At 49.4% G+C, this 24,457-nt stretch carries 29 protein-coding genes; 8 read left to right on the top strand and 21 right to left on the bottom strand.

All coding sequences use genetic code 11. The features are described from left to right. The first annotated feature begins 33 nt into the window (after positions 1-33). The 3 genes from C12CBH8_RS04830 to C12CBH8_RS04820 all read left to right on the top strand — a co-directional run bounded on the left by C12CBH8_RS04830 (position 34) and on the right by C12CBH8_RS04820 (position 3,035). Complete coding sequence (locus C12CBH8_RS04830; RefSeq protein WP_215533661.1) at positions 34-1,572, top strand: putative polysaccharide biosynthesis protein; 1,539 nt, start codon at positions 34-36, stop codon at positions 1,570-1,572. 125 nt (positions 1,573-1,697) lie between these two features. Further along, the gene (locus tag C12CBH8_RS04825) at positions 1,698-2,432 is read left to right on the top strand and encodes an N-acetylmuramoyl-L-alanine amidase (RefSeq protein ID WP_090263515.1); all 735 of its coding nucleotides are present in this window, start codon (positions 1,698-1,700) and stop codon (positions 2,430-2,432) included. Positions 2,433-2,495: 63 nt separating this feature from the next. Next, positions 2,496-3,035 (top strand): ferritin-like domain-containing protein, encoded by a 540-nt coding sequence (locus C12CBH8_RS04820; protein ID WP_215533660.1) that lies wholly within the window; start codon positions 2,496-2,498, stop codon positions 3,033-3,035. A gap of 94 nt (positions 3,036-3,129) precedes the next feature. On the opposite strand, the gene C12CBH8_RS04815 is transcribed toward C12CBH8_RS04820, so the two are convergent. From C12CBH8_RS04815 to C12CBH8_RS04800, 4 genes are all read right to left on the bottom strand, one after another. Continuing rightward, on the bottom strand, positions 3,130-3,534 hold the full coding sequence (locus C12CBH8_RS04815; protein WP_215533659.1) for a NifB/NifX family molybdenum-iron cluster-binding protein: 405 nt from the start codon (positions 3,532-3,534) through the stop codon (positions 3,130-3,132). A gap of 49 nt (positions 3,535-3,583) precedes the next feature. Next, entirely contained in the window at positions 3,584-3,928 is a 345-nt protein-coding gene (locus tag C12CBH8_RS04810) for a DUF134 domain-containing protein (RefSeq protein ID WP_215533658.1), read from the bottom strand. 134 nt (positions 3,929-4,062) lie between these two features. After that, complete coding sequence (locus C12CBH8_RS04805; RefSeq protein ID WP_215533657.1) at positions 4,063-4,650, bottom strand: NUDIX hydrolase; 588 nt, start codon at positions 4,648-4,650, stop codon at positions 4,063-4,065. An 88-nt stretch (positions 4,651-4,738) separates the two neighbouring features. Beyond that, entirely contained in the window at positions 4,739-5,563 is an 825-nt protein-coding gene (locus C12CBH8_RS04800) for an undecaprenyl-diphosphate phosphatase (protein WP_171846201.1), read from the bottom strand. 1,065 nt (positions 5,564-6,628) lie between these two features. On the opposite strand from C12CBH8_RS04800, the gene C12CBH8_RS04795 reads away from it, so the two are divergent. Beyond that, a complete protein-coding gene (locus C12CBH8_RS04795; protein WP_090263523.1) occupies positions 6,629-7,342 on the top strand; it encodes a tRNA threonylcarbamoyladenosine dehydratase in 714 nt (237 codons plus the stop codon). 317 nt (positions 7,343-7,659) lie between these two features. After that, positions 7,660-7,869, top strand: a complete 210-nt coding sequence (locus C12CBH8_RS04790) for a helix-turn-helix transcriptional regulator (RefSeq protein WP_159461135.1) — start codon at positions 7,660-7,662, stop codon at positions 7,867-7,869. 115 nt (positions 7,870-7,984) lie between these two features. On the opposite strand, the gene pdxT is transcribed toward C12CBH8_RS04790, so the two are convergent. After that, a complete protein-coding gene (gene pdxT, locus C12CBH8_RS04785; protein ID WP_090263527.1) occupies positions 7,985-8,578 on the bottom strand; it encodes a pyridoxal 5'-phosphate synthase glutaminase subunit PdxT in 594 nt (197 codons plus the stop codon). Continuing rightward, on the bottom strand, positions 8,572-9,453 hold the full coding sequence (gene pdxS, locus C12CBH8_RS04780; RefSeq protein ID WP_090263529.1) for a pyridoxal 5'-phosphate synthase lyase subunit PdxS: 882 nt from the start codon (positions 9,451-9,453) through the stop codon (positions 8,572-8,574). The genes pdxT and pdxS overlap by 7 nt, the downstream gene beginning before the upstream one ends. A gap of 120 nt (positions 9,454-9,573) precedes the next feature. Here pdxS and pdxR point away from each other — a divergent pair, with 120 nt between their 5' ends. After that, complete coding sequence (gene pdxR / locus C12CBH8_RS04775; RefSeq protein WP_215533656.1) at positions 9,574-10,974, top strand: MocR-like pyridoxine biosynthesis transcription factor PdxR; 1,401 nt, start codon at positions 9,574-9,576, stop codon at positions 10,972-10,974. 78 nt (positions 10,975-11,052) lie between these two features. After that, positions 11,053-11,223: a hypothetical protein gene (locus tag C12CBH8_RS04770; protein WP_159461134.1), complete on the top strand. Its 171-nt coding sequence runs from the start codon at positions 11,053-11,055 to the stop codon at positions 11,221-11,223. A gap of 79 nt (positions 11,224-11,302) precedes the next feature. Here the strand turns inward: C12CBH8_RS04770 and glgB are convergent, their stop codons facing one another. The 7 genes from glgB to C12CBH8_RS04735 all read right to left on the bottom strand — a co-directional run bounded on the left by glgB (position 11,303) and on the right by C12CBH8_RS04735 (position 17,836). Further along, a complete protein-coding gene (gene glgB / locus C12CBH8_RS04765; RefSeq protein ID WP_215533655.1) occupies positions 11,303-13,138 on the bottom strand; it encodes a 1,4-alpha-glucan branching protein GlgB in 1,836 nt (611 codons plus the stop codon). Positions 13,139-13,311: 173 nt separating this feature from the next. Beyond that, positions 13,312-14,325 carry a PLP-dependent cysteine synthase family protein gene (locus C12CBH8_RS04760; RefSeq protein WP_246441741.1) on the bottom strand — a complete coding sequence of 338 codons (1,014 nt, stop codon included), beginning with the start codon at positions 14,323-14,325 and terminating at the stop codon, positions 13,312-13,314. Between the two features lie 239 nt (positions 14,326-14,564). Next, positions 14,565-15,101 (bottom strand): 2-oxoacid:ferredoxin oxidoreductase subunit gamma family protein, encoded by a 537-nt coding sequence (locus C12CBH8_RS04755; RefSeq protein WP_090263535.1) that lies wholly within the window; start codon positions 15,099-15,101, stop codon positions 14,565-14,567. Next, the gene (locus C12CBH8_RS04750) at positions 15,094-15,855 is read right to left on the bottom strand and encodes a thiamine pyrophosphate-dependent enzyme (RefSeq protein ID WP_090263536.1); all 762 of its coding nucleotides are present in this window, start codon (positions 15,853-15,855) and stop codon (positions 15,094-15,096) included. The genes C12CBH8_RS04755 and C12CBH8_RS04750 overlap by 8 nt, the downstream gene beginning before the upstream one ends. Continuing rightward, a complete protein-coding gene (locus tag C12CBH8_RS04745; RefSeq protein WP_099321839.1) occupies positions 15,855-16,919 on the bottom strand; it encodes a 3-methyl-2-oxobutanoate dehydrogenase subunit VorB in 1,065 nt (354 codons plus the stop codon). The genes C12CBH8_RS04750 and C12CBH8_RS04745 overlap by 1 nt, the downstream gene beginning before the upstream one ends. 7 nt (positions 16,920-16,926) lie before the next feature. Continuing rightward, positions 16,927-17,133 (bottom strand): ferredoxin family protein, encoded by a 207-nt coding sequence (locus tag C12CBH8_RS04740; protein ID WP_090263540.1) that lies wholly within the window; start codon positions 17,131-17,133, stop codon positions 16,927-16,929. Between the two features lie 22 nt (positions 17,134-17,155). Next, on the bottom strand, positions 17,156-17,836 hold the full coding sequence (locus C12CBH8_RS04735; protein WP_090263697.1) for a nucleotide-binding protein: 681 nt from the start codon (positions 17,834-17,836) through the stop codon (positions 17,156-17,158). 204 nt (positions 17,837-18,040) lie between these two features. On the opposite strand from C12CBH8_RS04735, the gene C12CBH8_RS04730 reads away from it, so the two are divergent. Next, positions 18,041-19,009: an RluA family pseudouridine synthase gene (locus tag C12CBH8_RS04730; RefSeq protein WP_215533654.1), complete on the top strand. Its 969-nt coding sequence runs from the start codon at positions 18,041-18,043 to the stop codon at positions 19,007-19,009. A 59-nt stretch (positions 19,010-19,068) separates the two neighbouring features. Here the strand turns inward: C12CBH8_RS04730 and C12CBH8_RS04725 are convergent, their stop codons facing one another. From C12CBH8_RS04725 to C12CBH8_RS04690, 8 genes are all read right to left on the bottom strand, one after another. Further along, positions 19,069-19,431 (bottom strand): DUF2500 domain-containing protein, encoded by a 363-nt coding sequence (locus C12CBH8_RS04725; RefSeq protein ID WP_215533653.1) that lies wholly within the window; start codon positions 19,429-19,431, stop codon positions 19,069-19,071. Between the two features lie 44 nt (positions 19,432-19,475). Beyond that, on the bottom strand, positions 19,476-20,108 hold the full coding sequence (locus C12CBH8_RS04720) for a YczE/YyaS/YitT family protein (protein ID WP_215533652.1): 633 nt from the start codon (positions 20,106-20,108) through the stop codon (positions 19,476-19,478). A 173-nt stretch (positions 20,109-20,281) separates the two neighbouring features. Further along, the gene (locus tag C12CBH8_RS04715) at positions 20,282-20,725 is read right to left on the bottom strand and encodes a CD1247 N-terminal domain-containing protein (RefSeq protein WP_090263547.1); all 444 of its coding nucleotides are present in this window, start codon (positions 20,723-20,725) and stop codon (positions 20,282-20,284) included. 74 nt (positions 20,726-20,799) lie between these two features. Beyond that, positions 20,800-21,357, bottom strand: coding sequence for an elongation factor P (gene efp / locus C12CBH8_RS04710; protein WP_090263549.1), 558 nt, complete (start codon positions 21,355-21,357; stop codon positions 20,800-20,802). 109 nt (positions 21,358-21,466) lie between these two features. Further along, the gene (locus C12CBH8_RS04705; protein WP_090263551.1) at positions 21,467-22,540 is read right to left on the bottom strand and encodes a M24 family metallopeptidase; all 1,074 of its coding nucleotides are present in this window, start codon (positions 22,538-22,540) and stop codon (positions 21,467-21,469) included. 23 nt (positions 22,541-22,563) lie between these two features. Further along, positions 22,564-22,995 carry a type II 3-dehydroquinate dehydratase gene (aroQ, locus tag C12CBH8_RS04700; protein WP_090263553.1) on the bottom strand — a complete coding sequence of 144 codons (432 nt, stop codon included), beginning with the start codon at positions 22,993-22,995 and terminating at the stop codon, positions 22,564-22,566. After that, the gene (locus C12CBH8_RS04695) at positions 22,992-23,885 is read right to left on the bottom strand and encodes a TIM barrel protein (protein WP_215533651.1); all 894 of its coding nucleotides are present in this window, start codon (positions 23,883-23,885) and stop codon (positions 22,992-22,994) included. The genes aroQ and C12CBH8_RS04695 overlap by 4 nt, the downstream gene beginning before the upstream one ends. A gap of 43 nt (positions 23,886-23,928) precedes the next feature. Then, positions 23,929-24,435 (bottom strand): YqeG family HAD IIIA-type phosphatase, encoded by a 507-nt coding sequence (locus C12CBH8_RS04690; RefSeq protein WP_246441735.1) that lies wholly within the window; start codon positions 24,433-24,435, stop codon positions 23,929-23,931. Between the last annotated feature and the right edge of the window lie 22 nt (positions 24,436-24,457).

Below are 24,457 nucleotides of genomic sequence, written 5' to 3'. Positions count from 1 at the left end.
GAGAATCTTCATGCGGGAATGGGAAGTGTTGCCTTGAAACGTTTTACCTTTGTCAAAAACGCCTTCATCCTAACGGCCACCGGATTGTTGCTTCGCACCATCGGGATGTTTTTCCGGGTATACGTCTCCAATCAGCTGGGCAGCGAAGGGATGGGCCTTTATCAGCTGATCTTCTCGGTGTACATCCTGGCCACTACATTGGCCACCTCCGGCGTCACGGTGGCGGTTACCCGTCTCGTCGTGGAGGAAATGGGCCGCGGTACGCCAAAAACCATTGTCCGGCTGCTGAAAAAAATCATGCTGTTCTGCACGCTGCTGGGACTGCTGGCCGGATGTCTGCTGTTCTTTGGCGCTGACCCGGTATGCCGGTACTGGATCAAGGATATGCGCGGCGTGATGGCCCTTAAGGTCCTGGCTCCCAGCCTTCCCTTTATGTCCATATCCAACTGCCTCAGAGGCTATTTTATGGCCAGGAGACGTGTGGCGGTATCCTCCAGTTCCCAGATTTTTGAACAGCTTGTGCGTATCGCCATCGTGATGGTCCTTCTGAGTATGTTCGCCTCCAAGGGTCTTGTGTATGCCTGTACCGCTGTCATGATAGGAAACACGGTATCTGAGATGCTCTCCTGTCTCTACATGTACATCGGCTACCGCCGGGATCAGCGTAACCTGCCGGATCCCACCCATCCACCGCTTCCACGTTACTCCATCTTAGGGAAGATGCTCTCCATCTCAGCTCCCATTGCGGCGGGAGGATGCCTCAACTCCCTGCTCCGCACCATTGAGAACCTCCTGGTGCCCGATCGTTTGACCCAGTATACCAGCTCGAGAGAAACCTCCTTGTCCCAGTTTGGTATGCTCAAGGGCATGGCCATGCCGGTTCTCTTTTTCCCCGCCTCCTTCTTATCGGCCCTCTCCACCCTATTGGTCCCGGAGATCTCGGAGGCCCATAGTCTAAAACAGAACGATCGATTGGAACGCATGGTCAACCGATCCCTGCACATCAGCTTTACCATCGCTGTCTTTCTCGGCGGCGTGTTTACCGTCTTCTCCGGACAGCTGGGGCAGCTTCTCTACCAAAGCGACGAAGTGGGATTCTACATTTTCATCCTGGCCCCTTTGGTCCCATTTATGTACGTGGAGAGCATTGTGGACGGCATCCTCAAAGGACTCAATCAACAGGTCAGCTCCCTCAAATACAACATCATCGATTCCCTCAGCCGCATCGCCCTCATCTTTTTCCTCGTGCCTGTACAAGGTATGAAGGGCTTCCTGTTCATTATGGTCCTCAGCAACCTTTTGACTTCTTTCCTCAATATGCGCCGTCTTCTCACCGTCACCGGCATCCGGCTCAAGTGGGGGACGCTGCTCATCAAGCCTATTTTATCGGTAATTGTGGCGTCGGCAGTCTCCCTGCTGATCGTACAGGTCCTGCCCCTGGAGGGCACGGTCGGGATGCTCCTCGCCATCGCGGTGGGGACGGTCATCGCCTTCAGCATTTATTTCGTCATGTTGTCTTTGACTGGAAGTATGCCTCAATTTCGCAGCAAGCCTGCCAAATCCAAAGCGTAACTTCAGAAATTGTCCTTTTGGGGATGGCCTTCGGGACATGGTTCCCGAACCATCCCCTTTGCTTTTTCATATACTGGATCGACCGGGTTACTCGGTCCATTCTTATCAACCGAAGGAGGACAGCCATGCCGTCCATCTACCTTAGTCCATCGACACAGGAATACAACCTCTACGTCAATGGAGGCTCTGAAGAACAGTACATGAACCTGATTGCCGATGCCATGGAGCCTTATCTTTTCTCCAGCGGCATCTCTTTCACACGCAATACCCCTGATATGACCGCCTCATCCTCCATTCGTGAATCAAACCGCGGCAGTTATGATCTGCACTTGGCCCTCCACTCCAATGCTGCGCCGCCTAACTTATCCGGACAGCTCCAAGGGTCGGACGTTTACTATTATCCCAGCAGCATCAACGGAAAACGGGCTGCTGATATTATCGTCCAAAACCTCAAGGACATCTATCTCGATCCCTCTAAGGTCCGCGCCCTCCCTACCACGACCATCGGGGAAGTCCGCCTGACCAGGGCCCCGGCCGTCCTGATTGAATTCGCCTACCACGACAATTATCAGGACGCCAGCTGGATCAAAAACAACATCGACGCCATTGCTGCCAATGTCGTCCTTTCCCTGACCGAGTACTTTGACATCCCCTTCCTTCGTCCTCAGCCCGTCTATTCCGGCACCGTTACCACCACCAGGGGCGCAACTGTCTATCGGCTTCCCAGCTTGGATGCCCTCTCTATTCTCATCGTCCCACGCGGCGCCAAGGTCAATATCCGCGGCCAATGGGAGGGCTGGTATCTCATCGATTACAACGGCGTAATCGGCTACGTCCAAACCGGCGATATCACCGTCTGATCCGCATAATCCTTTTTTCCTCTGCATATGCATGGTTATCACATGATGTGGAGGGACCCCCTTATGCTAAGTCGTCAACCAGGCCGTCCGGACAATGCTCCCCGTTATGCCGCTCCGGAACCCTATCCGTCCATCCAGGTATGCGGGCCAAACAAAAAGTACGCTCAGATGCTCAAGATCGATCTGGCTTGTCCGCAGAGCGAATTGACTGCTGTAACCCAGTACGTCTATCAGAGCTGGCAGCTGGATCCGAAGCTATCCCAGGTCAGCAACACCATGCGCCATGTCGCCATGGTGGAGATGCATCATCTGGATATGCTGGGACAATTGATCGTTCTGCTGGGAGGCAATCCCACCTTCTCTTGCCGGCAGCAGGGACGACAGATCATCTGGGACGGCGGGATGGTAACCTATTGCCACGATTCCCTCGCCCAGATGATGAAAGAAAACATTGCCGCAGAGGAATTCGCCATTGAGACCTACCAACGTCAGATCAAATGCATCGATGATCCCAATATCGTCGCCATTCTCCAGCGCATCATACTGGATGAAAAAGTCCATTTGGAAATCTTTCATCAGTATCTTGCCGAAGCACAATGTTGATTTCTTCCCAGATTACCGTACCATAGGGCAAACAAAAAAGTCAGAACATTCTAAAATAGAATGTTCTGACTTTTTCTGTTAAGTTCTCGTCTTATTAGGAGTGGCAGGAGCCTCCGCAATTGTGATCGTGCCCCCCGCACTGGTGGTCTCCCTCATGATGTGATCCGTGGTGGCTACAGGCCACATCTGGATTAAATTGCAGCCGTCCGGCAAGGAAATTTTGTACCGCTTGATCCGCGTCACCCTGGACGCCTCCAAACAATTGGATCCCGGCTTGAGCCAACGCATTCTTTGCTCCGCCCCCAATTCCTCCGCAGATCAGAACATCTACGCCATGGGCCTTCAGGAATCCAGCCAACGCTCCATGTCCGCTCCCGTTGGTATCCACTACCTCCGCATGCGTCACGGCTCCGTTGTCGGCTTCGTAAAGCTTGAACTGTTCCGAATGCCCAAAATGCTGGAACACTTCTCCGTTTTCATAGGTTACTGCAATCTTCATGACTCTCTATCCTTTCTTCGATAAAATAATAAACTTTGTTGCCCCACAATCAAAGCCGTTTGCCGCAGCATTTATGGCAAGAACAGCTCCGATTTTCTCCATCGCAGAGAATATAATCCCCTCCTTCGATGAGAAGTTCCTGCCCCTCCACAAGGCATTTTGCCAGCTTTTTACGTGCCTCGGCATAAATGGCCTGCACAGTAGCACGGGCTACCTCCATTCGCTGGGCGCACTGCTGTTGGCTCAATCCTTCCCCATCGATTAGGCGGATGGCTTCAAATTCATCCAACGTCATAACAGTTGGCGGATGCGCATCCAAGCGCCGGTCCAATGATCCAAACCGGCGGCATGCCGGCAATGCGCAGATCCTTCTTCTCTTACATGGTCTCGGCATGGCATCCCTCTTTTCTGACATATGCCAAAAATACACCTTTATTATATCCTCATTACTGGCATATGTCAACTACTCTATTTGAAGTTTTCATCTTCATACCAAAACCGGAAGACGCACTGTCTTCCGGTTTCTTACTACTCTAAGTCTACAGGTTCAAAGTCCCTCTTGCACCGTTGGATGATCTTTTGATAAATTGGAATCATATCCGGTTCGGTTACCTTTTGTTCCAGCTGACAAAGGGGAATCCATCCTACGGCGCTGTTTTCTTCTGGCCTCACCGCTAAATTTTCCTCCTCCGACGCCCAAAAAGCGTATGTCACGTTGAGATGAAGATGCGCCCCCACGTATTGTCCCCTTTTGTAATGCTGCGGAACGGGTAAAATATCCAACGCCACAGCGTGAGGGCTCATTGGGATTAAGTTCTGGATGCCCGACTCCTCTCTCGCCTCCCGCTCGGCCACTTGAAGGAAATCTTTCTCTCCGTCAACATGGCCTCCCAGCCAGGCCCAGCTTTGATAGATATTGTGATAAGCCATCAGCACCTTATCCATCTTGGGGGAAAATACCATGGCCGAACTTGTCATATGCGCAACGTCATTTTCTCTAGTTAAAACATCTCCGTGAAAAAGATCCAGCATCCTGATCAGGCGGACACGGTCAACCTCTTCCTGCCGTCCAAAAGGCTCGAATCCCACAATCTCTTCTTTTATCCAATCGTTCATTTTCATCTCGCCCCTTTGTTATCCTCATTCTGTAAGAAAAATGGATCGTGACGTATTTGCCATCACGATCCATTTTTTTATCATTCCGTTATTTTGCCAACATGAAATATCCCAATACGATAAGCCCCAGCACAATGCGGTAGTATCCAAAGGCCTTGAAATCGTGCTTCTTGATGTAGCCCATAAGGAATTTAATCGCCGCCACCGATACGGCAAAGGCAACCACCATTCCGATCAGCAAAATGCCTAGTTCTGTACCGGTAAAATCAAATCCGAACTTTAAGATCTTAATGAAGCTGGCACCGAACATGACGGGGATCGCCAAGAAAAAAGTGAATTCTGCCGCTACTGTCCGGGATGTACCAATCAAGATGGCACCTACAATGGTAGCGCCCGACCGCGATGTCCCGGGGATCAAAGCCAGTACCTGAAAGATACCAATGAACAATGCGGTTTGATAGGTCAAATTCTGTAACGATGCAATGCGCGGTTTCCGGTGACGATTGTACTGCTCAATGACGATAAACAAAATACCGTATAAAATCAAGGTGACGGCTACGGTTTGGTAATTGTAAAAAATACTATTGATCTGATCGTCAAATAAAATGCCGATGATTCCAGCCGGCACACAGGCTACCAGTACTTTTCCCCAAAGATTAAAGGTTTCACGTTTTTGAATGGACGTCTTCTTTGGAGAAAATGGATTGAGTTTATGAAAATAGAGCACTACCACCGCCAGGATAGCCCCCAGCTGGATCACCACTAAAAACATCTCTTTGAATTCCGGAGTGACGTTCAATTGAATAAATTCATCGGCTAAAATCATGTGTCCGGTACTGCTGATGGGCAACCATTCTGTAATGCCTTCAATGATTCCCAAAATCACCGCCTTGATAAAGTCCCATATTACCATCGTTGTATTTCCTCCCTAAGTAATTTCTCTATCATTTGACTTGATTGGTTTTCAGTAAATGTTACAGCATCGATTTGTCTTCTACCATTTCTCATCTCCTCTATAGCAATTGCCATTGATTGGAATAGTATACCATACTCTTTTATCATACCGCAACCGCGTTGATCTTTTCCTTCACAAAAAAAGATTCCATAGGCCAACTTTTCTAATCGTTGCCTACAGAATCCTTTTTATAACAAGTTTTTGACGTATGGCCCGGATAGTCGGCTGCCAAGCATGGGGGACGCTCAACTCAAACCGCTATCCGAGTCAACGCCAAAATAATAGGGGATAACAATAGCAAAACAGAAATATTTAAACAGGACATCAATTTTTGTCTCGATGGCATACTTCTCAATAGAAAAAGGGCAAAAAAGTGCGAATAGATGCAACATTTTTACCATCTTTAAATCCTGGATGATCAGAAAAACTAGAGGTTATTTTTAAGAAAATAGAACGTATTGTGTTTTTCACAGAAAAATACTCTTTTCTAAGAATATAAAAATATTCTATTTCCTATCTTGTACAATTCTGGGTTTTTTTGTTCCTGCTGAACAAACCAGTATCCCTCGTTTTTTCAAAGTTTTTACCCTCAACAGCAAGTCTGACTCGTTTCATATCATGTATTAAATTCATTCAGTAAGAAACAATCGGCTTAAAAGAATCCAGGTTTTTTTCCGATTCACTCAGAATTATTCCTCTGAAAACAGGATATAAAATAGACTTCGTAAAAAATCATATTATTTTTGAGTAAAAATGTTCACATCTTTCTTCCATATATGGAAATTCAAACAAATTATATTGAATTTAACGCCTACCTTAGATAGTATATCACACTGGAATAAATATGTCAATACATGAATAAAAATTAATTTCATTTTTGTCGTATCCGTGCTCTTTTTGATGCATAAACTTGCTTTTTGTTTCTTCTTTGTAAGCATTTGTAACTTGACAAATAACATGGTCTCCATTATCCTGACCAATATCATTACAGCAGTTTCATCCCATCTAAAGGAGGATTTTTGCGTGATAGAGGAATTTTCTCGCACTCAAATGTTGTTGGGTGCTCAAGCTGTCCAACGCCTTATGGATGCCAAAGTGGTGGTGTTCGGTGTGGGCGGTGTGGGATCCTTCGCTGTGGAGGCTCTCGCCCGGGCCGGCATCGGTTCCATCACGCTTGTGGACAGCGATGTTGTATCGATCAGTAATATCAACCGTCAGCTTCTGGCTCTGCACAGTACCGTTGGCTGTCCAAAAGTGGAGGTCATGAAAGAACGTATTTTGGACATCAATCCTCTCTGTCATGTGCAGACTTATCAGGAAATGTGTACACCGGATAATGTATCAAAATGGATGAATAAAGATACGGATTATCTAGTGGATGCTATTGATACTGTCAGCGCGAAATTGGCCTTGGCAGTGGAGGCAAATTGTATGAACATTCCAATTATCAGCTGCATGGGTGCGGGAAACAAGTTGGATCCCACTCGTTTTGTATTGGCTGATATTTATGAAACATCTGTTTGTCCTCTCTGTCGCGTCATGCGCCGTGAATTAAGACGCCGTCATGTGGACAAACTAAAGGTCGTATATTCCACAGAACCTCCAGTTGCCCGTCAACATTGCGACCCTTCTTTGGACCGCATTCCCGGCAGCATTTCTTATGTCCCTTCCGTGGCCGGACTCATTTTAGCCGGTCAAGTAATCCAGGATCTTATCGGAATCGGAAAACACCAATAATCCATATAATTTACCTTAATTTTCTGCTAATTTGAAACTGGACTCCTATTTTAAGATCTTATTTCACATTCTCAATTTTCTAGGTTTTACCGGCTAGATTCAGTATGAAAAACATGAAGAACTGTTGCGGTTGAGCTGGAAAGATGATATAATAGCAATGGTATATAAATCCATGCTTTGTAGGCTTTTCAATTGTGGTTAGACATCATTGTAAAAACGCGTGGCAATAAAATGATTGATCCCTATCAGGCACAGCGCGTTTCACACCAGCACCTAGGTAAAGACCATGCATAACGCCTATATGGGAGGTGAGGCATTTGCGCAAGACTTTAAAAGAGCTGAGAAAAGAGAGTGGTTTCACACAAGGCTATGTTGCCAATGCATTGGAAGTGGACCAAACCACTGTTTCTAAGTGGGAGAATGGCGAATCTCTTCCTAGGGTAGAAACTCTTTTGGAAATCGCAAAATTCTACAACGTAACCTTGGATATGATAGAGCTTTCGAAAAAAAGCCGTTCAAAGAAATAATTCCTTGATTCAGCAAAGAGATTAAAACCGCTGCTCATGATGAGCAGCGGTTTTTTCTGCTCCTGTATAACCATACTAAATTGGAAATTTAGGGAATTGTCTCACTGGAGCAGATTTATTCCAAATGTGCTCGGACAAGATCGGCAAAATAACGGTGAAAAGCAGTGCATTGCGTTAGTTCGGGATGGAAGGATGTCACCAGCATATTGTCCTCCAAAGCGGCTACAATATGACCCTTGAGCTGAAGTAAAACTTGTGTATTTCCCTCTGCCCTCTCGATCCATGGAGCGCGGATAAATACAAGCGGAAGGGGGTCGGGTGATATCTGTGGAACAACAGCTGTATCTTCAAAGCTGTCGATTTGCCTTCCATAGGCATTTCGCTTCACCACGATATCCATTACGCCTAGATGGGGATGTTCCCCTTGGATGTCCTTGGCCAGCAGAATCAGCCCTGCACAGGTCCCCCATACAGGCATCCCCTGCTGGATGCGTCGTTTTAACGGCTCCAGCATCCCAAATACCCGTAAAAGATGAGCTATGGTAGTGCTCTCCCCTCCTGGGAGAATCAGTCCGTCTATCTCATTGAGCTGCCTCTCGGTCTTTACCGGCACAGGCCGGACCCCTTCCAGACGATGAAGCATCCAAAGATGTTCCTCTACAGATCCTTGATAGGAGAGAACACCAATCGTAACTTCTTTTTTTACCATCCTCGGTCCGCCATCCTGTGCTCTGGAGTGATGTCCCCAATCTCGATGCCGCGCATAGCTTCACCCAATCCTTCGCTGACCTGGGCTAAAATGTCGGGATCCTGATAATGTGCAGTGGCTTTTACAATGGCTTTAGCCATCTTCTCTGGATCAGAGGATTTAAAGATTCCAGAGCCTACAAAAATGCCGTCGCTGCCCAGCTGCATCATCAAGGCGGCATCGGCAGGTGTAGCAATGCCTCCGGCTGCAAAATTGACCACGGGAAGTCTTCCGTTTTGCGCCACCTCTGCCACCAGTTCATAGGGTGCCCCATTCTCTTTGGCAAAGGTCATCCACTCTTCTTTTGGAAGATTGGTCAGACGTCGGATGTCGGCCATCATGGTGCGCATATGACGTACGGCTTCCACCACATTGCCGGTTCCAGCTTCCCCTTTGGTGCGGATCATGGATGCCCCTTCGCCGATCCGACGTAAAGCTTCTCCCAAATTGCGGGCGCCGCATACAAAGGGAACTCGAAACGCGTTTTTGTCCAGATGATAGCAGTCGTCGGCCGGGGTGAGTACTTCGCTTTCATCGATGTAGTCGATGCCCAGCGCCTCCAGGATCTGCGCCTCAGCGATATGGCCGATACGCGCTTTGGCCATCACGGGAATGGACACCGCTTCCTGGATCCCCTTGATCATCTTAGGATCGCTCATACGGGCTACGCCGCCCTGCTTACGGATATCCGACGGCACGCGTTCCAGCGCCATGACGGCCACTGCACCGGCCTCTTCTGCGATTTTGGCCTGTTCTGGAGTGGTGACGTCCATAATGACGCCGCCTTTGAGCATCTGCGCTAAATTCCGGTTGAGCTCATTTTGTTTCTGATTCATGATGATGTCCCCCTTACTTGACAAGTTTATTGACGTTGGCTATGATTATACTCGGTATCTGACTTCTTTTAAAATGTCAATTTTAATCTTTTTTATAGGGTCAGATAAGAGAGGGCTCTCATGAATGCTTTTTGTTGTAAACTGGATTTTAAAAGAAAACATCCCCTTTATCTCCAACTGTACTCCCTTCTGGTGGAGGAAATCCGAACCGATAATTTAAAAGTGGGGGAACGTCTGCCATCTAAGAAAGCCCTGTGCGCCCAGCTGGGCATCAGCCAGAGCACAGTGGAAACGGCATACGACATGTTGCTTGCAGAGGGATACATCCGCTCGGTCCCCCGAAGTGGATACTATGTCTGCCAGTTGGAGAGACTAGAACCGTCGGAATGTTCTCCGCCTCCCTCTATCACGAAAGCAAAGCAATCAGAACAACCCTATCGTTTTTACTTCTCCACCAGTGCGGTGGATACCAGTGCATTTCCCTACGCCTCCTGGGCCAAGCTGCACAAGGAGGTAATGTATCAGAATCCGGATCTGTTGCAGCGCGGTGACCCACAAGGGGACAACTGTCTCCGGCAATCGCTTTGTAAATTTTTGCGCGAATATCGAGGCGTCCATTGCAGTCCCGATCAGATCGTGGTGGGCGCCGGCATAGAATATCTGCTTGATTTGGTCATTCAGCTTTTGGATCAGGATGCTGTTTTCGCTTTGGAAAATCCCGGCTACGACACCACCTATCATATCATCCGAAACAACAGCCGTCTGGTGGTGGATATCCCCCTGGACAAGGATGGCATGGACGTCGGCGCTTTATCTCAATCCAATGCGACGGTAGCCTATGTCACCCCTTCCCATCAGTTTCCGATGGGGGTTACGATGCCCATTGGCCGGCGTACTCAACTGCTCAAATGGGCCAGCGAGTCCCCAGGCCGTTACATCATCGAAGATGATTATGACAGTGAATTCCGTTTTAACATCCGCCCTATCCCAGCCATGCAGGGCCTTAATCTTCACAGTAAGGTGATTTATGTCGGTACCTTCTCCCGCAGCATTGCGCCCTCCATCCGCGTGGCCTATCTTGTATTGCCGCCGGTTCTTTTAAACCGGTATTTGAAAAAATTTACGTTTTCTTCCTCCACCGTCTCCCGCTTTGAACAGCATACCCTTTGCCGCTTCTTGGACAGCGGCCTGTTTTCCCGTCACCTAAATCGAGTGGGTAATCTCTACAAACAGCGCAAGGATTACGTCATCGAACAGCTTCACCGTGCTTTTGAAAGTAAGATATCCATCCAAGGCGACAATGCCGGACTTCATTTCCTCATCCAGATCAAAAACGGCATGGAGGAACGTGAACTGATCCAGCGTGCTTCTCATCAGGGCGTTAAGATAAACGGGCTGTCTCGATATTTCCGCGGGGATTTGGATGGGTGTCCGCCTTCTACTTTGGTGTTGGGATATGCCGGGCTATCCCAGGAAGAACTCAATCAATCGGTTGCCCTCCTGAAAGATGCATGGAGCTGATTGTTATCATTTCCCTTCCAGCATTTTCCACCGGTATTTTTCACCTCAAAGCGAAAAATAACATGGGAGGTGATTCGTATGTCCAACAGCACGTTTGGAAACGTCCAATGCGAGAATTCCGCTATGCAGCAATATTTTATGTCGCTGCCCACTTATATCCAGGAGACCATCAAACAAAGCGGCGCTCAGATCACTACCCAGGAAGAACTCCGTCAATGCGCTGAGAATTTGATGAAATTTAAAAACTGAACCGTCCAAACAAAAAGCGTACCGTTCACAACTCTATGAACGGTACGCTTTTCCCATCAAAAATATTTGCTCTAAACCGTCATTCTGTTTTATCGGTCTTTTTGACCATCAATGCCGAGTACGGCGCCAGCTTAAGACGCAACAACGTCTTGCCGTCCTTACAAGCTGTCCGTAAGACGCCGCTGTTGCATCTCCCCTTCCCGCCAAAGCCTTCGGCGTCGGTGTGGATGAGCTCTACATAATTGCCCTCTTCCCGCACAGGCAGATCATAGTGGGCATAGTTCTTGGATGAGAAATTGATGACCACAAACACCTCCTGCCCGTTTAAATCATCCCGGCGATAAGAATATACCGATTGTTCCGTATTGTCTACATCCAGCCACTCAAACCCTTCGGAATGATAATCAGCGGCAAAAAGGGCCGTCTCTTTGCGGTAAAGATGGTGCAGAAATTTAAGATATTCGTGGAAATTACGGTGCTGGTCGTATTCCAGTACATTCCATCCCAACTCTTTGTCCTCATCCCATTCCTTGAATTCAGCCAGCTCATTTCCCATAAAATTGAGCTTCTTTCCCGGATGGGTAAACATATAAAGATACAGGCTTCTCAGCTGGGCGAATTTCTCTTCATAGGTTCCGTAGAGCTTATCGATGACGGTCTTCTTCCCGTGAACTACCTCGTCATGAGAAAACGGCAGGATGAAGATCTCCTGATAAAAATAACTCATGGAAAATGTGATTAGATTATGCTTTTCGCCCCGGCTGGACGGCGGCAATTCCAAATAATCAAATGTGTCATGCATCCAGCCTAGATCCCACTTGTAGTCAAACCCCAGGCCTCCGTATTCCACAGGAGCCGTCACCTTGAGATATTGGGAGGAATCCTCTGCGATCAGCATGACGTCAGGATGCTTCTTTTGCAGCGCATAATTTACATTTTTGAGAAACCAGATCCCCGGTTCATTGGTGCCCAAGTGCTGCTCGCCATGGCGGTAAATCAAATTGCTGACGGCGTCATACCGGATTCCGTCGATATGGAAATAAGAGATCCAAAAGTGCAGAGCCGATTTCATAAAGCTGAGTACGTGGGGTTTTGAGAAATCAAACAGCGCCGTCCCCCACTGGCTGTACCGCTGATCTTCATTCTCACTTTCGTAGAGGAAAGAACCGTCGTACTGATGGAGTGCATAAAAATCCCGTACAAAATGTACCGGCACAAAATCCAAAATAACGCCGATTTCATTTTGGTGGCAGCAGTTAATGAGATCCATCAGCTGGCGGGGATCTCCATACCGGCTGGTGGCACTGAAATATCCCGTTACCTGGTAGCCCCAGGATCCGTCAAAGGGATATTCGGTCAGTGGCAAAAATTCCACATGGGTATATCCCATCTCCTTGAGATACGGAATGAGCTGGCTTTTGATCCTGGCATAATTGGGGAGACGTTCATCCCCCTCTCCCGGCTGCATGCGCCAGGAGCCCAGATGCATCTCATAGACGTTCATGGGCTTTGTGTAATTTTTTTCCCTGGAATTCATCCACGCCTGATCTTCCCAGGGGAACCCATCGATGTCAAACACCACCGATGCCGTATTGGGCCGGCGTTCGCTGTAGAATGCAAAAGGATCGGCGCGGTCGTAGGTCTCCCCATCGGCTGTGGTGATGCGGTACTTATAAAGCTCCATCTCCCTCACACCCTGCACAAATAGGCTCCATACGCCTTCAGGCGTCCTTTGCATAGCAGCACCCTGCCAATCGTTAAAGCTCCCTACCAGAGACACCTGGGATGCATGAGGGGCATACACAGAGAAACATGCCCCATCCTGATCCCACTCCCGTGTGAGATGCGCTCCAAAAAAGTCATAGGCGTTGAGGGAAGCCCCCTGTAGGTAGTCTTCTACAATACGATTGTCCATGCTTTTCTCCCCCTCGTCCGGCACAAGTTACATACCGTTTCTTATGCACCACAAATACATCTGCTTTCCGTCATTATACCACAGAATGTCCACAAGATACCCCATCGTTTCCTTTTTTATCCCACAAAAAAGACCCAGGATTTTTGTCTCCCAGGTCTTAAAACAAACTTCCGCTATGACCGATGTGCTTTGAGGCTTGTTAATTCAATATCCTTGGTGAGATAATGAGCTTCTATTTGGACAGGTTCGGAATAGTCGGTGGACAGGTACTTTTTATTGTCGTCGGCAAACACCGTTACCACTACGCTGTCCTTTCCCATCTTCTCCTGGGCCATGAGGCATCCCAAGAAATTAGCGCCCGACGATACCCCTACGCCAATCCCCAGTTTTGCCGACAGCATGCGGGCCATGGCAATGGAATCTCCGTCGTCCACCGACACCACATCGTCCAGCTCATCCAGGTTAATGATGCTGGGTACAAATTCGTCCGAGATGCCCTGGATGCGGTGATGCCCTACCTTATATCCGGTGGAAAGTGTAGGCGAATTAGCGGGCTCCAACGGGTACGCTTTGCAGGAAGGATTCTCCTCTTGCAGGCGTTTGGCGATACCCATGATGGTCCCACCTGTCCCCACGCCTGCCACCACTCCGTCGGCCTTGAGGCCAATGGCACCCAGCTGGCGGACAATCTCTTCTCCGGTGGTGAGATAATGGGTCTCCACATTGTCCTCATTGGAGAACTGTCGGGGCAAAAATACGCCGCCTTTTTCCGCCAGCTCCTCCGTCATGCGGATGGAGCCCAGGAATCCCCCTTCTTCCCGGGAGACCGAACGCACCTGAGCGCCGTAGCTCTTCATCAAATTGACCCGTTCGGCGCTCATCCAATCGGGCATATAGATGATAACCTGATGTCCCAGATAGCTTCCCAAAGCCGAAAAAGCGATGCCCGTGTTTCCGCTGGTGGCTTCGACAATAATATCCTCCGGCTTAATAGCATCTTCCAAATAGGCTTTGCGCAGTACATGATAGGCTACACGGTCCTTAATGCTGCCGGTTAAATTATAGTGTTCAGCTTTTGCAAAAATGCGCCGAGCTTCACCCCGATAGGTAAACCCGATCTCCAAAAGCGGCGTATTGGAAATAAGCGGCGCGATTTGATCAAATTTTGCGAGCTGCTGTTTGTTCAATGCCATCCCTCGTTCCTGACAAGTTAATGCTTACGGCTTCCCTGTCCGATCAGGTAGCCATCCATAAAGCAATCGGCTGCTCTTAGGTTCCCCTCACAGCCGGATGCATTCTATTATAGCACAATTTCTCTCAAATGGGAGAATGTTTTTCAAAGCGCCTTCCCGATCCGGAAACAAAAATCCCCTGCCCATCAAAGAGGACAGAGGATTTTTGTTTCACAATCATCCGATTGTCGTATTTACAGGGACATACCCAGCTGAATAGCCTTCATATTGGGTTCCTTCAGATGGGCTTTGCGGGGAGGGATACACTTATCCAAAGCCTTGTCTAGGGCCTCTTCTCCACAAAATCCGGTTTCTTTAAACAGCTTACCGATGAGAATGATATTGGCAAGGCCCTTAAGATTATTCTCCTCCGCCAAGGCAGTGGCAGGAATGTAGAAAGTCTTGACATCTTCGCGCTCTACCTTCTTATCAATAAGGGAGCTGTCCACCAAGATGACGGCACCGGGAACGGCGTCATTTACAAACTTCTCCAAAGACGGCTGGTTCATAGCTACCAGTACGTCCGGGGTCAGAACTTGAGGGGAACCGATGGGTTCATCCGACAGACAAACGCTACAGTTAGCCGTACCGCCGCGCATCTCCGGTCCGTAAGACGGCAGCCAGGAAACCTCTTGGCCGTCCATCAATCCGGCGTAGGCGATGACCTTACCGGCAAACAGAATACCTTGGCCGCCAAATCCGGCCAGCAGCATGTTGAAACTCTTACTCATGGTCGCTGCCCCCTTCCGCTGTAACGTCTTTATACACGCCCAAGGGGTAGTAGGGAATCATATTGTCCCGCAGCCACTGAAGGGCTTCATTGGGTGTCAAGCCCCAGTTGGTGGGACAGGTGGAAAGCACTTCTACAATGGAATAACCGCGGCCTTCCATCTGATTCTCAAAAGCCTTGCGGATGGCCTTTTTGGCGATGTTGACGTTTTTAACACAGTCCACTGTCACGCGCTGGGCCAATGCCACGCCGTCCAAAGTGGAGAGCATCTCACACACGCGGATGGGATTGCCCGCTGTTTTTACATCACGGCCATAGGGAGTGGTCTGGGTGACCTGTCCCGGCAAAGACGTAGGAGCCATCTGGCCGCCGGTCATGCCGTAGATGCAGTTGTTGATGAAGATAACAGTGATGTTCTCACCACGAGTGGCGGCATGGACGGTTTCCGCTGTACCAATGGCAGCTAAGTCGCCGTCGCCCTGGTAGGTGAATACCACGTTTTCCGGCAAAGCACGCTTTACACCAGTGGCTACAGCCGGAGCACGGCCGTGAGGAGCCTCAATCATATCACAGTTAAAATAGTTATAAGCAAACACCGAACACCCTACCGGCGCGATGCCCACTGTTTTTCCCTCGATACCCAGTTCATCTATGACCTCTGCCACCAGACGGTGCACAATACCATGGGTGCAGCCGGGACAATAGTGCAGCGGAACATCGGTAAGAGCATGGGGTTTTTCAAATACAATAGCCATTATTCTACCCCTCCCGCAATGGTTTCAATTTCATGCAGCACTTCGGCTGGTGTCGGAATGACGCCGCCAGTACGGCCCAGGAAATGAACCGGCCTTGCGCCGCCTACAGCCAGGCGGACGTCGTCCACCATCTGGCCCATGCTCATTTCCACTGCCAGGAAGTGTTTTGCAGTTTTGGCAGACTCTTGGATGGCCTTATCCGGGAAGGGCCACAGGGTAATGGGACGGATGATACCCGCTTTGATTCCCTTGGCTCTGGCCTCTTTGACAGCGCTCTTTGCCACACGGGAAGTGGCACCGTAAGCCACGATGACGATATCGGCATCTTCCATGTTGTAGAGTTCAGCCCGCTGTTCCTTTTCCTTGATGATGTCATACCGGGCAAAACGCTCCTTAATCAGACGCTCCAAGTCATACGGTGACATGTAAAGGGAATTGATTACATTATGTTCCCGCTTACCCTGATGGCCGTTTGCAGCCCAGGTCTTTTCCGGGATATCGCGTTTCGGACGTTCTTTAAATTCCACCGGCTCCATCATCTGACCCAATGCGCCGTCGGCCAGGATCATAGCCGGCATACGGTACAGATCGGCCAGATCAAAAGCGTCCATCATCAGATCGAACATCTCCTGGACGGTAGAGGGAGCCAGCACGATGCACTGGAAGTCGCCGTGACCGGTTGCTTTCGTGGCCTGCCAGTAGTCGGCCTGGGAGGGCTGGATACCGCCGAGGCCAGGGCCTCCGCGCTGGACGTTGACGATAACCGCCGGCAAGTCCGAACCGGCAATGTAAGAGATACCCTCAGTTTTGAGGCTGATTCCAGGCGAAGAAGAAGAAGTCAGTACCCGCTTACCGGCCGACGATGCACCCAGCACCATATTGATGGCGGCTACTTCCGATTCTGCTTGCAGATAAGTTCCCCCAATCTTGGGCATACGTTTGGCCATATACGCCGCAAGTTCGGTCTGAGGGGTAATGGGATATCCAAAAAAATGGCGACAACCAGCCTGCAAAGCCGCTTCGCCTAAGGCTTCGTTGCCTTTCATCAAAACACGTTCAGCCATTTTGTCACTACCTTTCCACTATGATGGCGCAATCCGGGCACATGGTGGCGCACATAGCGCAACCAATGCACTTTTCCTCATCCAGCAGAACGGCAGGATGATAGCCCTTGCTATTGATTTTGTCCTTTTCGTAGCCGATGATCTTGCGAGGGCACGCGGCTGCACACAGCTCACAGCCTTTACAGACCTCGGTGTTCACGATAATACGCGGCATAAATACACCTCCCGATGATTGATCATTCCTTTTCCTGCTCCCATAGCGGTTTGACCACAAGATCAACTGGGAAGACAGCACCCACTTGATCCCCAATCCCCCCGGCGATGGATGTAAGCACCGAGGTAAACCGGATCGGCAGACCGGTCTCTTCCGCCACCTCATTGGCAAACGGAACCGAGTCCAGCACCTGCTGAACCGTAGTATCCTGAAGCAGATGGGAATTGTTGACGATACCAGTGGCTTTCAGGCGGGAGGACGCCTCGATCTCCGGCAGAATGGCCGCCGCTTCGGCCGCACTGGAGGTAAGCACACGGTAACGGTTAATAACATAAAGCATCTCATAAGGGCCTGACTCCCGGATCTTGGCGGCAAAACGTCCCAGAGCCGCAGCGCCGGCATCGTCGCCTCCCACATCAAAGATCACATGCCCTTCCGGTTTCACGAACACGGAATTAATCTCCGGCGATAAGGCTGGGATATCCAAATTGGTGCTCGCATACAGCGGGGAAATCACATGAATTCCCCGTTCCTCCATTTCCTCCCGATAATCGGAAGAGCGAAAATACGGGTTGACAAGATCCAAATCCACCAGAGTGACCGCTTCCCCCTGCTGCGCAAGGTGATGGGCCAGGTTAATGGACAGGTTGGTCTTACCGCAGCCATAATGGCCTACAACAACAATGATATGAGAAAAATCCATGGACAAACGCCTTTCTTTTGAGCTTTCCTTCAAATTATATCATTTTTATCGGCTTACTTCAACTTATTCTCCTAGTTTCTTCCACGCCAATCTTACACAATTTCTCGAAACAAGCGCGGGTTCTTCTAAATCTGTCGCTTTTGTGGTATAATCAAGTACAAATTATAAGGCCGTCGACAGAGGCCCAAGCAAAGAGGGATGCACTTGAAAACCTTACCCATTGGATCAAACGATGCCGGACAACGTCTGGATAAATTCGTGACCAAAGCAGTACCCCGTCTCCCCCAGTCATTGCTTTATAAATACATCCGTCTGGGCCGCATCAAGATCGACGGTAAAAAAGGAAAAATCTCCACCCGTCTTGAACAGGGCAATGTGGTATCCTTCTACATCAACGATGAATTTTTTGAACAGCCTCCCGAATGCCATGCTTTTTTAGATGCTCCGTCCCATGTGGATGTCCTTTACGAAGACGACAACATTCTCTTGGCCGATAAAAAAGCCGGCCTTTTGGTGCATCCCGGCGACGAACAGGAGACCGATACTTTAATTGCCCGTATCCAACACTACCTCTATGAGAAGCATCAATACGATCCCGACCAGGAAAACAGTTTTGCCCCGGCTTTAGCCAACCGCATCGACCGGAACACCGGCGGCATTGTCATGGCGGCTAAAAATGCCGAGGCTTTGCGGATGCTCAATGAAAAAATTAAAAGCCGAGAAATTCATAAGCAGTATTTATGTATCGTCCACGGCCGGATGGAAAAGCCGGAGGCTACTTTGACCGGCTTCCTCTCTAAGGACAGTACTAAAAATAAGGTCGCCATCTATTCCCATCCCATTCCGGGCGGACGTACTATTGTTACCCACTATCGGGTTCTGTCCTATCGGAACGGCCTAAGTTTGCTGGAGGTGGATCTCTTGACCGGACGCACCCATCAGATCCGCGCCCATCTGGCCTCCATTGGGCATCCCTTACTGGGAGATGGGAAATATGGCGTCAATGCCAAAGACCGCGCAGCTGGATTTAAGCATCAGGCCCTCTATTCCTATAAGCTGCGTTTCTCCTTCACCTCCGACGCCGGCTGTCTCTCCCCTTTAAACGGACGCTGTTTTGAAGTCAAAAATGTGTGGTTTGCCGATCTGTTCCGGCAGGGAAAAATCCGATTGTGATTTAACTTCAATAAAAAATAGATAGCCGTCTGATTTTCATCTGGAAAACTGGCAGCTATCTATTTTCTTTTTCCTTCGGCTTTTTCAAACCCAAGATACCGTGTTCCCTGAAAAGAGAGCTTGCCGGTATCGCCTTTCTTCAGCTTATGGTACTCCGGCTTTTTCACAAATAATGTAATGTGTTCTCCACCCTCTACTTCAAAAGTCGAAACATACAACCTACTGTATGTTGTGTGATATCCTACCTTGCCACGACGAGAATGCCGAACCTTCTGGATCCGTTTTTCCAAAATTTCTGCATTGACAACCAGTTTTGGCAATCGCTTGTTTCTCCGCCACTGTAGTATAATGACAATCAGGATGAGTCCAATTACTACTGCAAACATCCCAAAGAAAGAAACAAGGACAACATCATAATCCATGAACGATTGCCTCCCTCCTCTTTGCCTTCTTTTCTCTCAGCGGGCTAGTCCACCGATTTTCCATCTTTGCCCAACACCAGTTTTTCCGAAATGGTCCGATTGAAAAAGGATACCAAGGGACCCATAAAAAATGCTGTTACCACCGTCCCTATTCCAATAGGACCGCCTGTCAAAAAACTTACAAGAACACACACTAAATCAGTAACAATGCGGCACCACCGAAAAGGAATATGTGTAGCATCTGAAAGCATTGGCGCTGCCGCGTCATACGGCGATACCCCCAAATCAGCCACATAGTAAAGAGAAGCTCCTAGGGATAAAATTGCTACTCCCATCACCATTAAAACAATCCGTATAGGCCATCCTTCCGGTGAAAAATGAAGCCATCCATACACCATTTCCATAAAGTCGGCGATAAACGCCACAAATACCATGTTAGCGATGGTGCCGATCCCGATTTTGTGACGGGCAAAAATCAACACTGGGATAAAAAGTAAAATATTAACGCTCAGCTGCATGATGCCGAATGATGTCCCAATCACACCGCTGAGGCCCATATTCATGCTGCTGAAAGGATCTACTCCAAAGTCGGACTGCACAAACAATGATACTCCAAATCCAATGAGTAACACCGAAGCTACTACCGCAGCTAACTTTTTGCCCGTGTATTTTTTCAAAGTAGGTCCCTCCCCCTCTAAACTCTGTTCCATATTATATCAGATGCTCAGGAGGCTGGCCACTGGTTTTTCTCTTTTGTATTCTTTTTCTCCATTTTAGCACAAAAAACCGTCTGCTTTCTCTCCAGAAAAAACAGACGGTTTTGTTGCGTCTTATAGCGAGGCAGGATCACTTAGTCCTCCTGATCCTCCGACTCTTCTTCGTCGCAGCAATGGCCGCAGCCGCACTCGTCATCGTCGGCATAATGAATGTCAAACTCCAGCATCTCACCGCAGTTAGGGCATTCCAAGGAACCGGCCATGATGGTCTCTTCATCCAGGCAAATGGTGTCGCCGCAGGCGGGACATGTGACTTCGACGAAATCTTCTTCGTCGTCCTCTTCATCGTCATCATCGTCGCCGTAGAAGTCCTGCTCAATGGAATCCAAGTCTTCATCCACAGCGTCAATCTGCTCGGAAAGCTCCGAATAGGCATCCTCCAGATCGGTTACCGTCAAAGCGATATCGTCCAGGACATCCGAGATGGCCTTGAACAAACGAGCCTCTTTGGTATCCTCTTTCAGTTCAGATGCATCGATCAAGCCTTTCAAATAGGCTACCTTCTCTGTGACAGTCATACTGCCCCTCCTTTTTTATCCTGAATTCACAGGCTCTTTGCCTGCGATATGGGATACAAATTCTAGTATCGTCCTTATGCTCTCTCCATATACTCGCCGGTACGGGTATCGATGCGGATCATCTCGCCCTCGTCGATGAACAGCGGCACACGGATCTCAGCGCCGGTTTCCAAAGTAGCGGGTTTGGTAACGTTAGTGGCGGTGTCGCCCTTAAAGCCCGGCTCAGTCTCAGTGACCTGAAGCTCAACAAAATTGGGGGGCTGGACGCCGAACACATTGCCTTTATAGGAAAGGACGGTGCATTCCATATTTTCCTTCACAAACTTGAAGTTATCATCCAGTTCCGACTCATTGATCGGGATCTGCTCATAGGTTTCATTGTCCATAAAATAGTAAAGGGAGCCGTCGCTGTACAGATACTGCATGGGTTTGCGCTCCACAAATGCGGTCGGGAATTTATCAGTAGGGCTGAAGGTGCGCTCCACCACCGAACCGGCGATGACATTGCGGATCTTGCAGCGAACAAAAGCGGCACCTTTACCCGGCTTTACGTGCTGAAATTCAATGATCTGATAGACGTTGCCGTCCATCTCAAAGGTGACGCCGTTTCTAAAATCTCCTGCTGTTACCATAGGTTGTTTACCCCCAAATCATTATTAACCATATTGCTTTCTAGTTTATCGCATTTGACGCCTTTTTTCAAGCGGGTTTAAACAAAATTTTCATTAAGACCGTCAAAGCTTACAGTTCTATCAATTCCTTAGGTAAATTTGTCAGATTTTTGCATCCGTTTTCAGTGACAACCACCATATCTTCAATACGGACACCGAATTTCCCAGCTAAGTAAATGCCCGGTTCCACCGTTACAATCATACCGGGATGGAGCTGCTGTCCGGCTCCGGGGGAAAGACGGGGTTCCTCGTGAATTTCCAATCCTACGCCGTGGCCTGTCCCATGATCGAAGCAGCCTTTGTATCCCGCCCCCTCGATAATGCCTCGGGCTACAGCGTCGCATTCCGCCCCGGTTTTACCGGCCCGGATGGATTTTAATGTCTCAAGCTGGGCTTTGAGCACCAGTTGGTACACGTCTTTCTGCTCGCTGGACACTTGTCCCACTCCTACGGTACGGGTCATGTCTGAATGATAGCCGTCCAAAGTGGCGCCGAAGTCCATGAGGAAAAAGTCCCCCTTCTGCACCGCCCTTTCCCCTGGGACGCCATGGGGTAAGGAAGTGTTGGAGCCTGTGATGGCGATGGTGTCAAACGATACGGCTTCGGCCCCTTGTTTTCTCATGAGGAACTCCAGCTCCAATGCGATTTCACGCTCGGTCACGCCGGGGCGGATGCGGTCCAGAACCTTTTCCAAGGCGTATTCGGCGAGCCGTTGGGCGGCCTCAATACGTTCCACCTCTTCCGGCGATTTGATGCATCGAAGCTCTGACACCTCTTGATCCAAACGATATCCAAGCCGGACATCCCCCATCACCTTCTGATACCGATCCAGTTGGGAAACGCTCATGAAATCCCCTTCATAAGCAACATTCTTCACCCTGTACTTTGCCATGGCATCCACAAGCACGTCGCTTGCCTTGTGATACTGGGCGCAGTCCATGCTGGTGACGGCTTGTCTGGCCGCTTCGATGTATCGGAAATCGGTATAAAAACACGAACCTTGACGAGTGATAAGAACCATACCGGCACTGGAAGAAAATCCGGTGAAATAAAAACGGTTGACAGGCGAGAGAATCAACGCGCCGTCCACTTCCTGGGGCAGACGGTCAAGTAACGTCTCCACACGATGTTTCACAAAAGCCATCTCCTTTTTTGCGGTACAAGAGCTTACAGCAGCATTTCAAAAGCGTTAAGGGCCAATAGATAGCTGTTCTTCCCAAACCCTACGATGGATCCGGCACATACCGGCGAGATGACCGACGTATGGCGGAATTCCTCCCGGGCGTGGACGTTGGAACAGTGTACCTCCACCACCGGGATGTGAATGGCTGCAATAGCGTCCCGCACAGCATAGCTGTAATGGGTCAGGGCTCCGGCGTTTAGAATAATCCCAGCGTATTCCTTGCGGGCCTCATGGATCTGATCGATGACGGCTCCCTCCCAGTTGGACTGGAAAAAATGACATTCAAAGCCCAGTTCTTTGCCCTTTTGCTCGATCTGTCGGTTGATATCGTCCAGACTTTCGTTGCCGTAAACACCCGGTTCCCGCTCCCCCATGAGGTTGAGATTAGGACCGTTGAGAATCAATAGTTTTTTCATCGATTTGTCATCTCCTGTGATGCGGCGAATTCCGGATCCCCGCCCTGTTTTGCATAATATTGGCGCATGGCCAAAGCATCCTGAGTCTGGGTTCCGGCCGATTCGCAGATAAAGGTGGGAGAGGCTCCCTTTTTCAGGGTGGCGTCCAGAAGCAACTGATAATCCGGACCGTACTGCATGTCCTCAAAGGTCAGGTGACGCACCTCTCCCCCCTTAGAATATTCGATCTTGGAAAAATGCACGTGAATTCGACGCATCCGGTCGGCTCCCAAAGCGTTTTCGATCTGGTCAAAAACGGCTAAGAAATCCTCTTTTGTCTGAAGACTTCCCAGGGTTCTTGCGTTGAGATGGCCGAAATCTACACAGGGCAGCATCCGTTCATCCAAGCGGCAGAAGGTCAGGACTTCCTCCAGATTACCCAACTGATTGATCTTTCCCATGGTCTCTGGGCACACGATGATATCTCCCAGGCCCTCTTCATCTAAGGCGTGGACTGCCTTTCTAAGCGTCTCACAGGCCAGCTCCGTAGCCTGTTCCCGGGTGAACTTGCCCAGTCCGCCAGGATGTACCACAATACGCGTGGCGCCCATCCACTTGGCCGCTCTGGCCGATTGCAAAATATAGTTTACCGAGTTATCCCGTTTTGCTTCGTCCGGCGACGCCAATGAAATATAATAAGGCGCATGAATGGAGAGACCAACGCCAAATTCCTGAGCCTTTTTTCCCAAATTAGTCGCTGTCTCCTCTTTTACATTGACGCCTCGTCCACACTGATATTCATAAGCATTGAGGCCCTTTTGCTGCAAAAAGGCCGGTGCATCCAATGTCCGTTTATATCCGGCTTCGTAAAACTCCTCTGAGTTTCCGGCCGGCCCAAATCGTGCTGCCATAATGCGTCACCTCCTAAAATAAGCCTTTGCCTTAACACTGCTTTTATGCATCTTCCCCGTGCATTCGACGGTAACGGCGGATCACACCCCGTTCCAGTCTCCTGCGCAGGCGGAAACTCCACGTCTCGTATTCGTCCACCGGCTCCACTAAGACAGCCTTTGTACCCGCTAAGTGAGCTCCCATGACGTCAGTATACACCTGATCCCCTACCACTGCAATGGTATCTGGCGGAAGCCCCAGCAGATGAATCCCTCTCTTTACACCGGAGGGAAGCGGTTTCATGGCTTTGGACACAAATGGAAGTCCCAGCCGTTTGGCAAAAGGGGATACTCTGGCGCTGTCGTTGTTGGAGATAATGGCCATCTTGATGCCGGCTTCCCGCATAAAAGTGATCCAATCCTCCACACCTTCCAACGGCTCCGGCTTCCCATGGGAAGCAAGCGTATTGTCCACATCCAGCAGGAGCCCCCGGATCCCAAAAGAACGGAGGTCCTCCAGCGTAATCTGAATAATGCGTTTTCTCATCAAATCCGGCATCCGAATGGGCATTCCTTGTCTTCCCCCCTGGGTT

This window comes from Solibaculum mannosilyticum (genome assembly GCF_015140235.1).
Classification (GTDB): Bacteria; Bacillota; Clostridia; order Oscillospirales; family Acutalibacteraceae; genus Solibaculum; species Solibaculum mannosilyticum.
The sequence above is the reverse complement of the archived record's forward strand: the minus strand, read 5'-3'. Positions and strand labels throughout refer to the sequence as shown.

What these genes read in the sequence shown, in the direction of transcription:
- pdxS (WP_090263529.1), bottom strand. Translation starts at nt 9,453, where the DNA reads ATGAATCAGAAACAAAATGAGCTCAACCGGAATTTAGCGCAGATGCTC.
- C12CBH8_RS04705 (WP_090263551.1), bottom strand. Translation starts at nt 22,540, where the DNA reads ATGGCTTTTGTGAAACATCGTGTGGAGACGTTACTTGACCGTCTGCCC.
- C12CBH8_RS04820 (WP_215533660.1), top strand. Translation starts at nt 2,496, where the DNA reads ATGCTAAGTCGTCAACCAGGCCGTCCGGACAATGCTCCCCGTTATGCC.
- C12CBH8_RS04810 (WP_215533658.1), bottom strand. Translation starts at nt 3,928, where the DNA reads ATGCCGAGACCATGTAAGAGAAGAAGGATCTGCGCATTGCCGGCATGC.
- aroQ (WP_090263553.1), bottom strand. Translation starts at nt 22,995, where the DNA reads ATGAAAAAACTATTGATTCTCAACGGTCCTAATCTCAACCTCATGGGG.
- glgB (WP_215533655.1), bottom strand. Translation starts at nt 13,138, where the DNA reads ATGGACAATCGTATTGTAGAAGACTACCTACAGGGGGCTTCCCTCAAC.
- C12CBH8_RS04735 (WP_090263697.1), bottom strand. Translation starts at nt 17,836, where the DNA reads ATGGATTTTTCTCATATCATTGTTGTTGTAGGCCATTATGGCTGCGGT.
- pdxT (WP_090263527.1), bottom strand. Translation starts at nt 8,578, where the DNA reads ATGGTAAAAAAAGAAGTTACGATTGGTGTTCTCTCCTATCAAGGATCT.
- C12CBH8_RS04770 (WP_159461134.1), top strand. Translation starts at nt 11,053, where the DNA reads ATGTCCAACAGCACGTTTGGAAACGTCCAATGCGAGAATTCCGCTATG.
- efp (WP_090263549.1), bottom strand. Translation starts at nt 21,357, where the DNA reads ATGGTAACAGCAGGAGATTTTAGAAACGGCGTCACCTTTGAGATGGAC.
- C12CBH8_RS04805 (WP_215533657.1), bottom strand. Translation starts at nt 4,650, where the DNA reads ATGAACGATTGGATAAAAGAAGAGATTGTGGGATTCGAGCCTTTTGGA.
- C12CBH8_RS04690 (WP_246441735.1), bottom strand. Translation starts at nt 24,435, where the DNA reads ATGCCCATTCGGATGCCGGATTTGATGAGAAAACGCATTATTCAGATT.
- C12CBH8_RS04725 (WP_215533653.1), bottom strand. Translation starts at nt 19,431, where the DNA reads ATGGATTATGATGTTGTCCTTGTTTCTTTCTTTGGGATGTTTGCAGTA.
- C12CBH8_RS04755 (WP_090263535.1), bottom strand. Translation starts at nt 15,101, where the DNA reads ATGAGTAAGAGTTTCAACATGCTGCTGGCCGGATTTGGCGGCCAAGGT.
- C12CBH8_RS04800 (WP_171846201.1), bottom strand. Translation starts at nt 5,563, where the DNA reads ATGGTAATATGGGACTTTATCAAGGCGGTGATTTTGGGAATCATTGAA.
- C12CBH8_RS04750 (WP_090263536.1), bottom strand. Translation starts at nt 15,855, where the DNA reads ATGGCTATTGTATTTGAAAAACCCCATGCTCTTACCGATGTTCCGCTG.
- C12CBH8_RS04695 (WP_215533651.1), bottom strand. Translation starts at nt 23,885, where the DNA reads ATGGCAGCACGATTTGGGCCGGCCGGAAACTCAGAGGAGTTTTACGAA.
- C12CBH8_RS04815 (WP_215533659.1), bottom strand. Translation starts at nt 3,534, where the DNA reads ATGAAGATTGCAGTAACCTATGAAAACGGAGAAGTGTTCCAGCATTTT.
- pdxR (WP_215533656.1), top strand. Translation starts at nt 9,574, where the DNA reads ATGAATGCTTTTTGTTGTAAACTGGATTTTAAAAGAAAACATCCCCTT.
- C12CBH8_RS04825 (WP_090263515.1), top strand. Translation starts at nt 1,698, where the DNA reads ATGCCGTCCATCTACCTTAGTCCATCGACACAGGAATACAACCTCTAC.
- C12CBH8_RS04715 (WP_090263547.1), bottom strand. Translation starts at nt 20,725, where the DNA reads ATGACTGTCACAGAGAAGGTAGCCTATTTGAAAGGCTTGATCGATGCA.
- C12CBH8_RS04745 (WP_099321839.1), bottom strand. Translation starts at nt 16,919, where the DNA reads ATGGCTGAACGTGTTTTGATGAAAGGCAACGAAGCCTTAGGCGAAGCG.
- C12CBH8_RS04740 (WP_090263540.1), bottom strand. Translation starts at nt 17,133, where the DNA reads ATGCCGCGTATTATCGTGAACACCGAGGTCTGTAAAGGCTGTGAGCTG.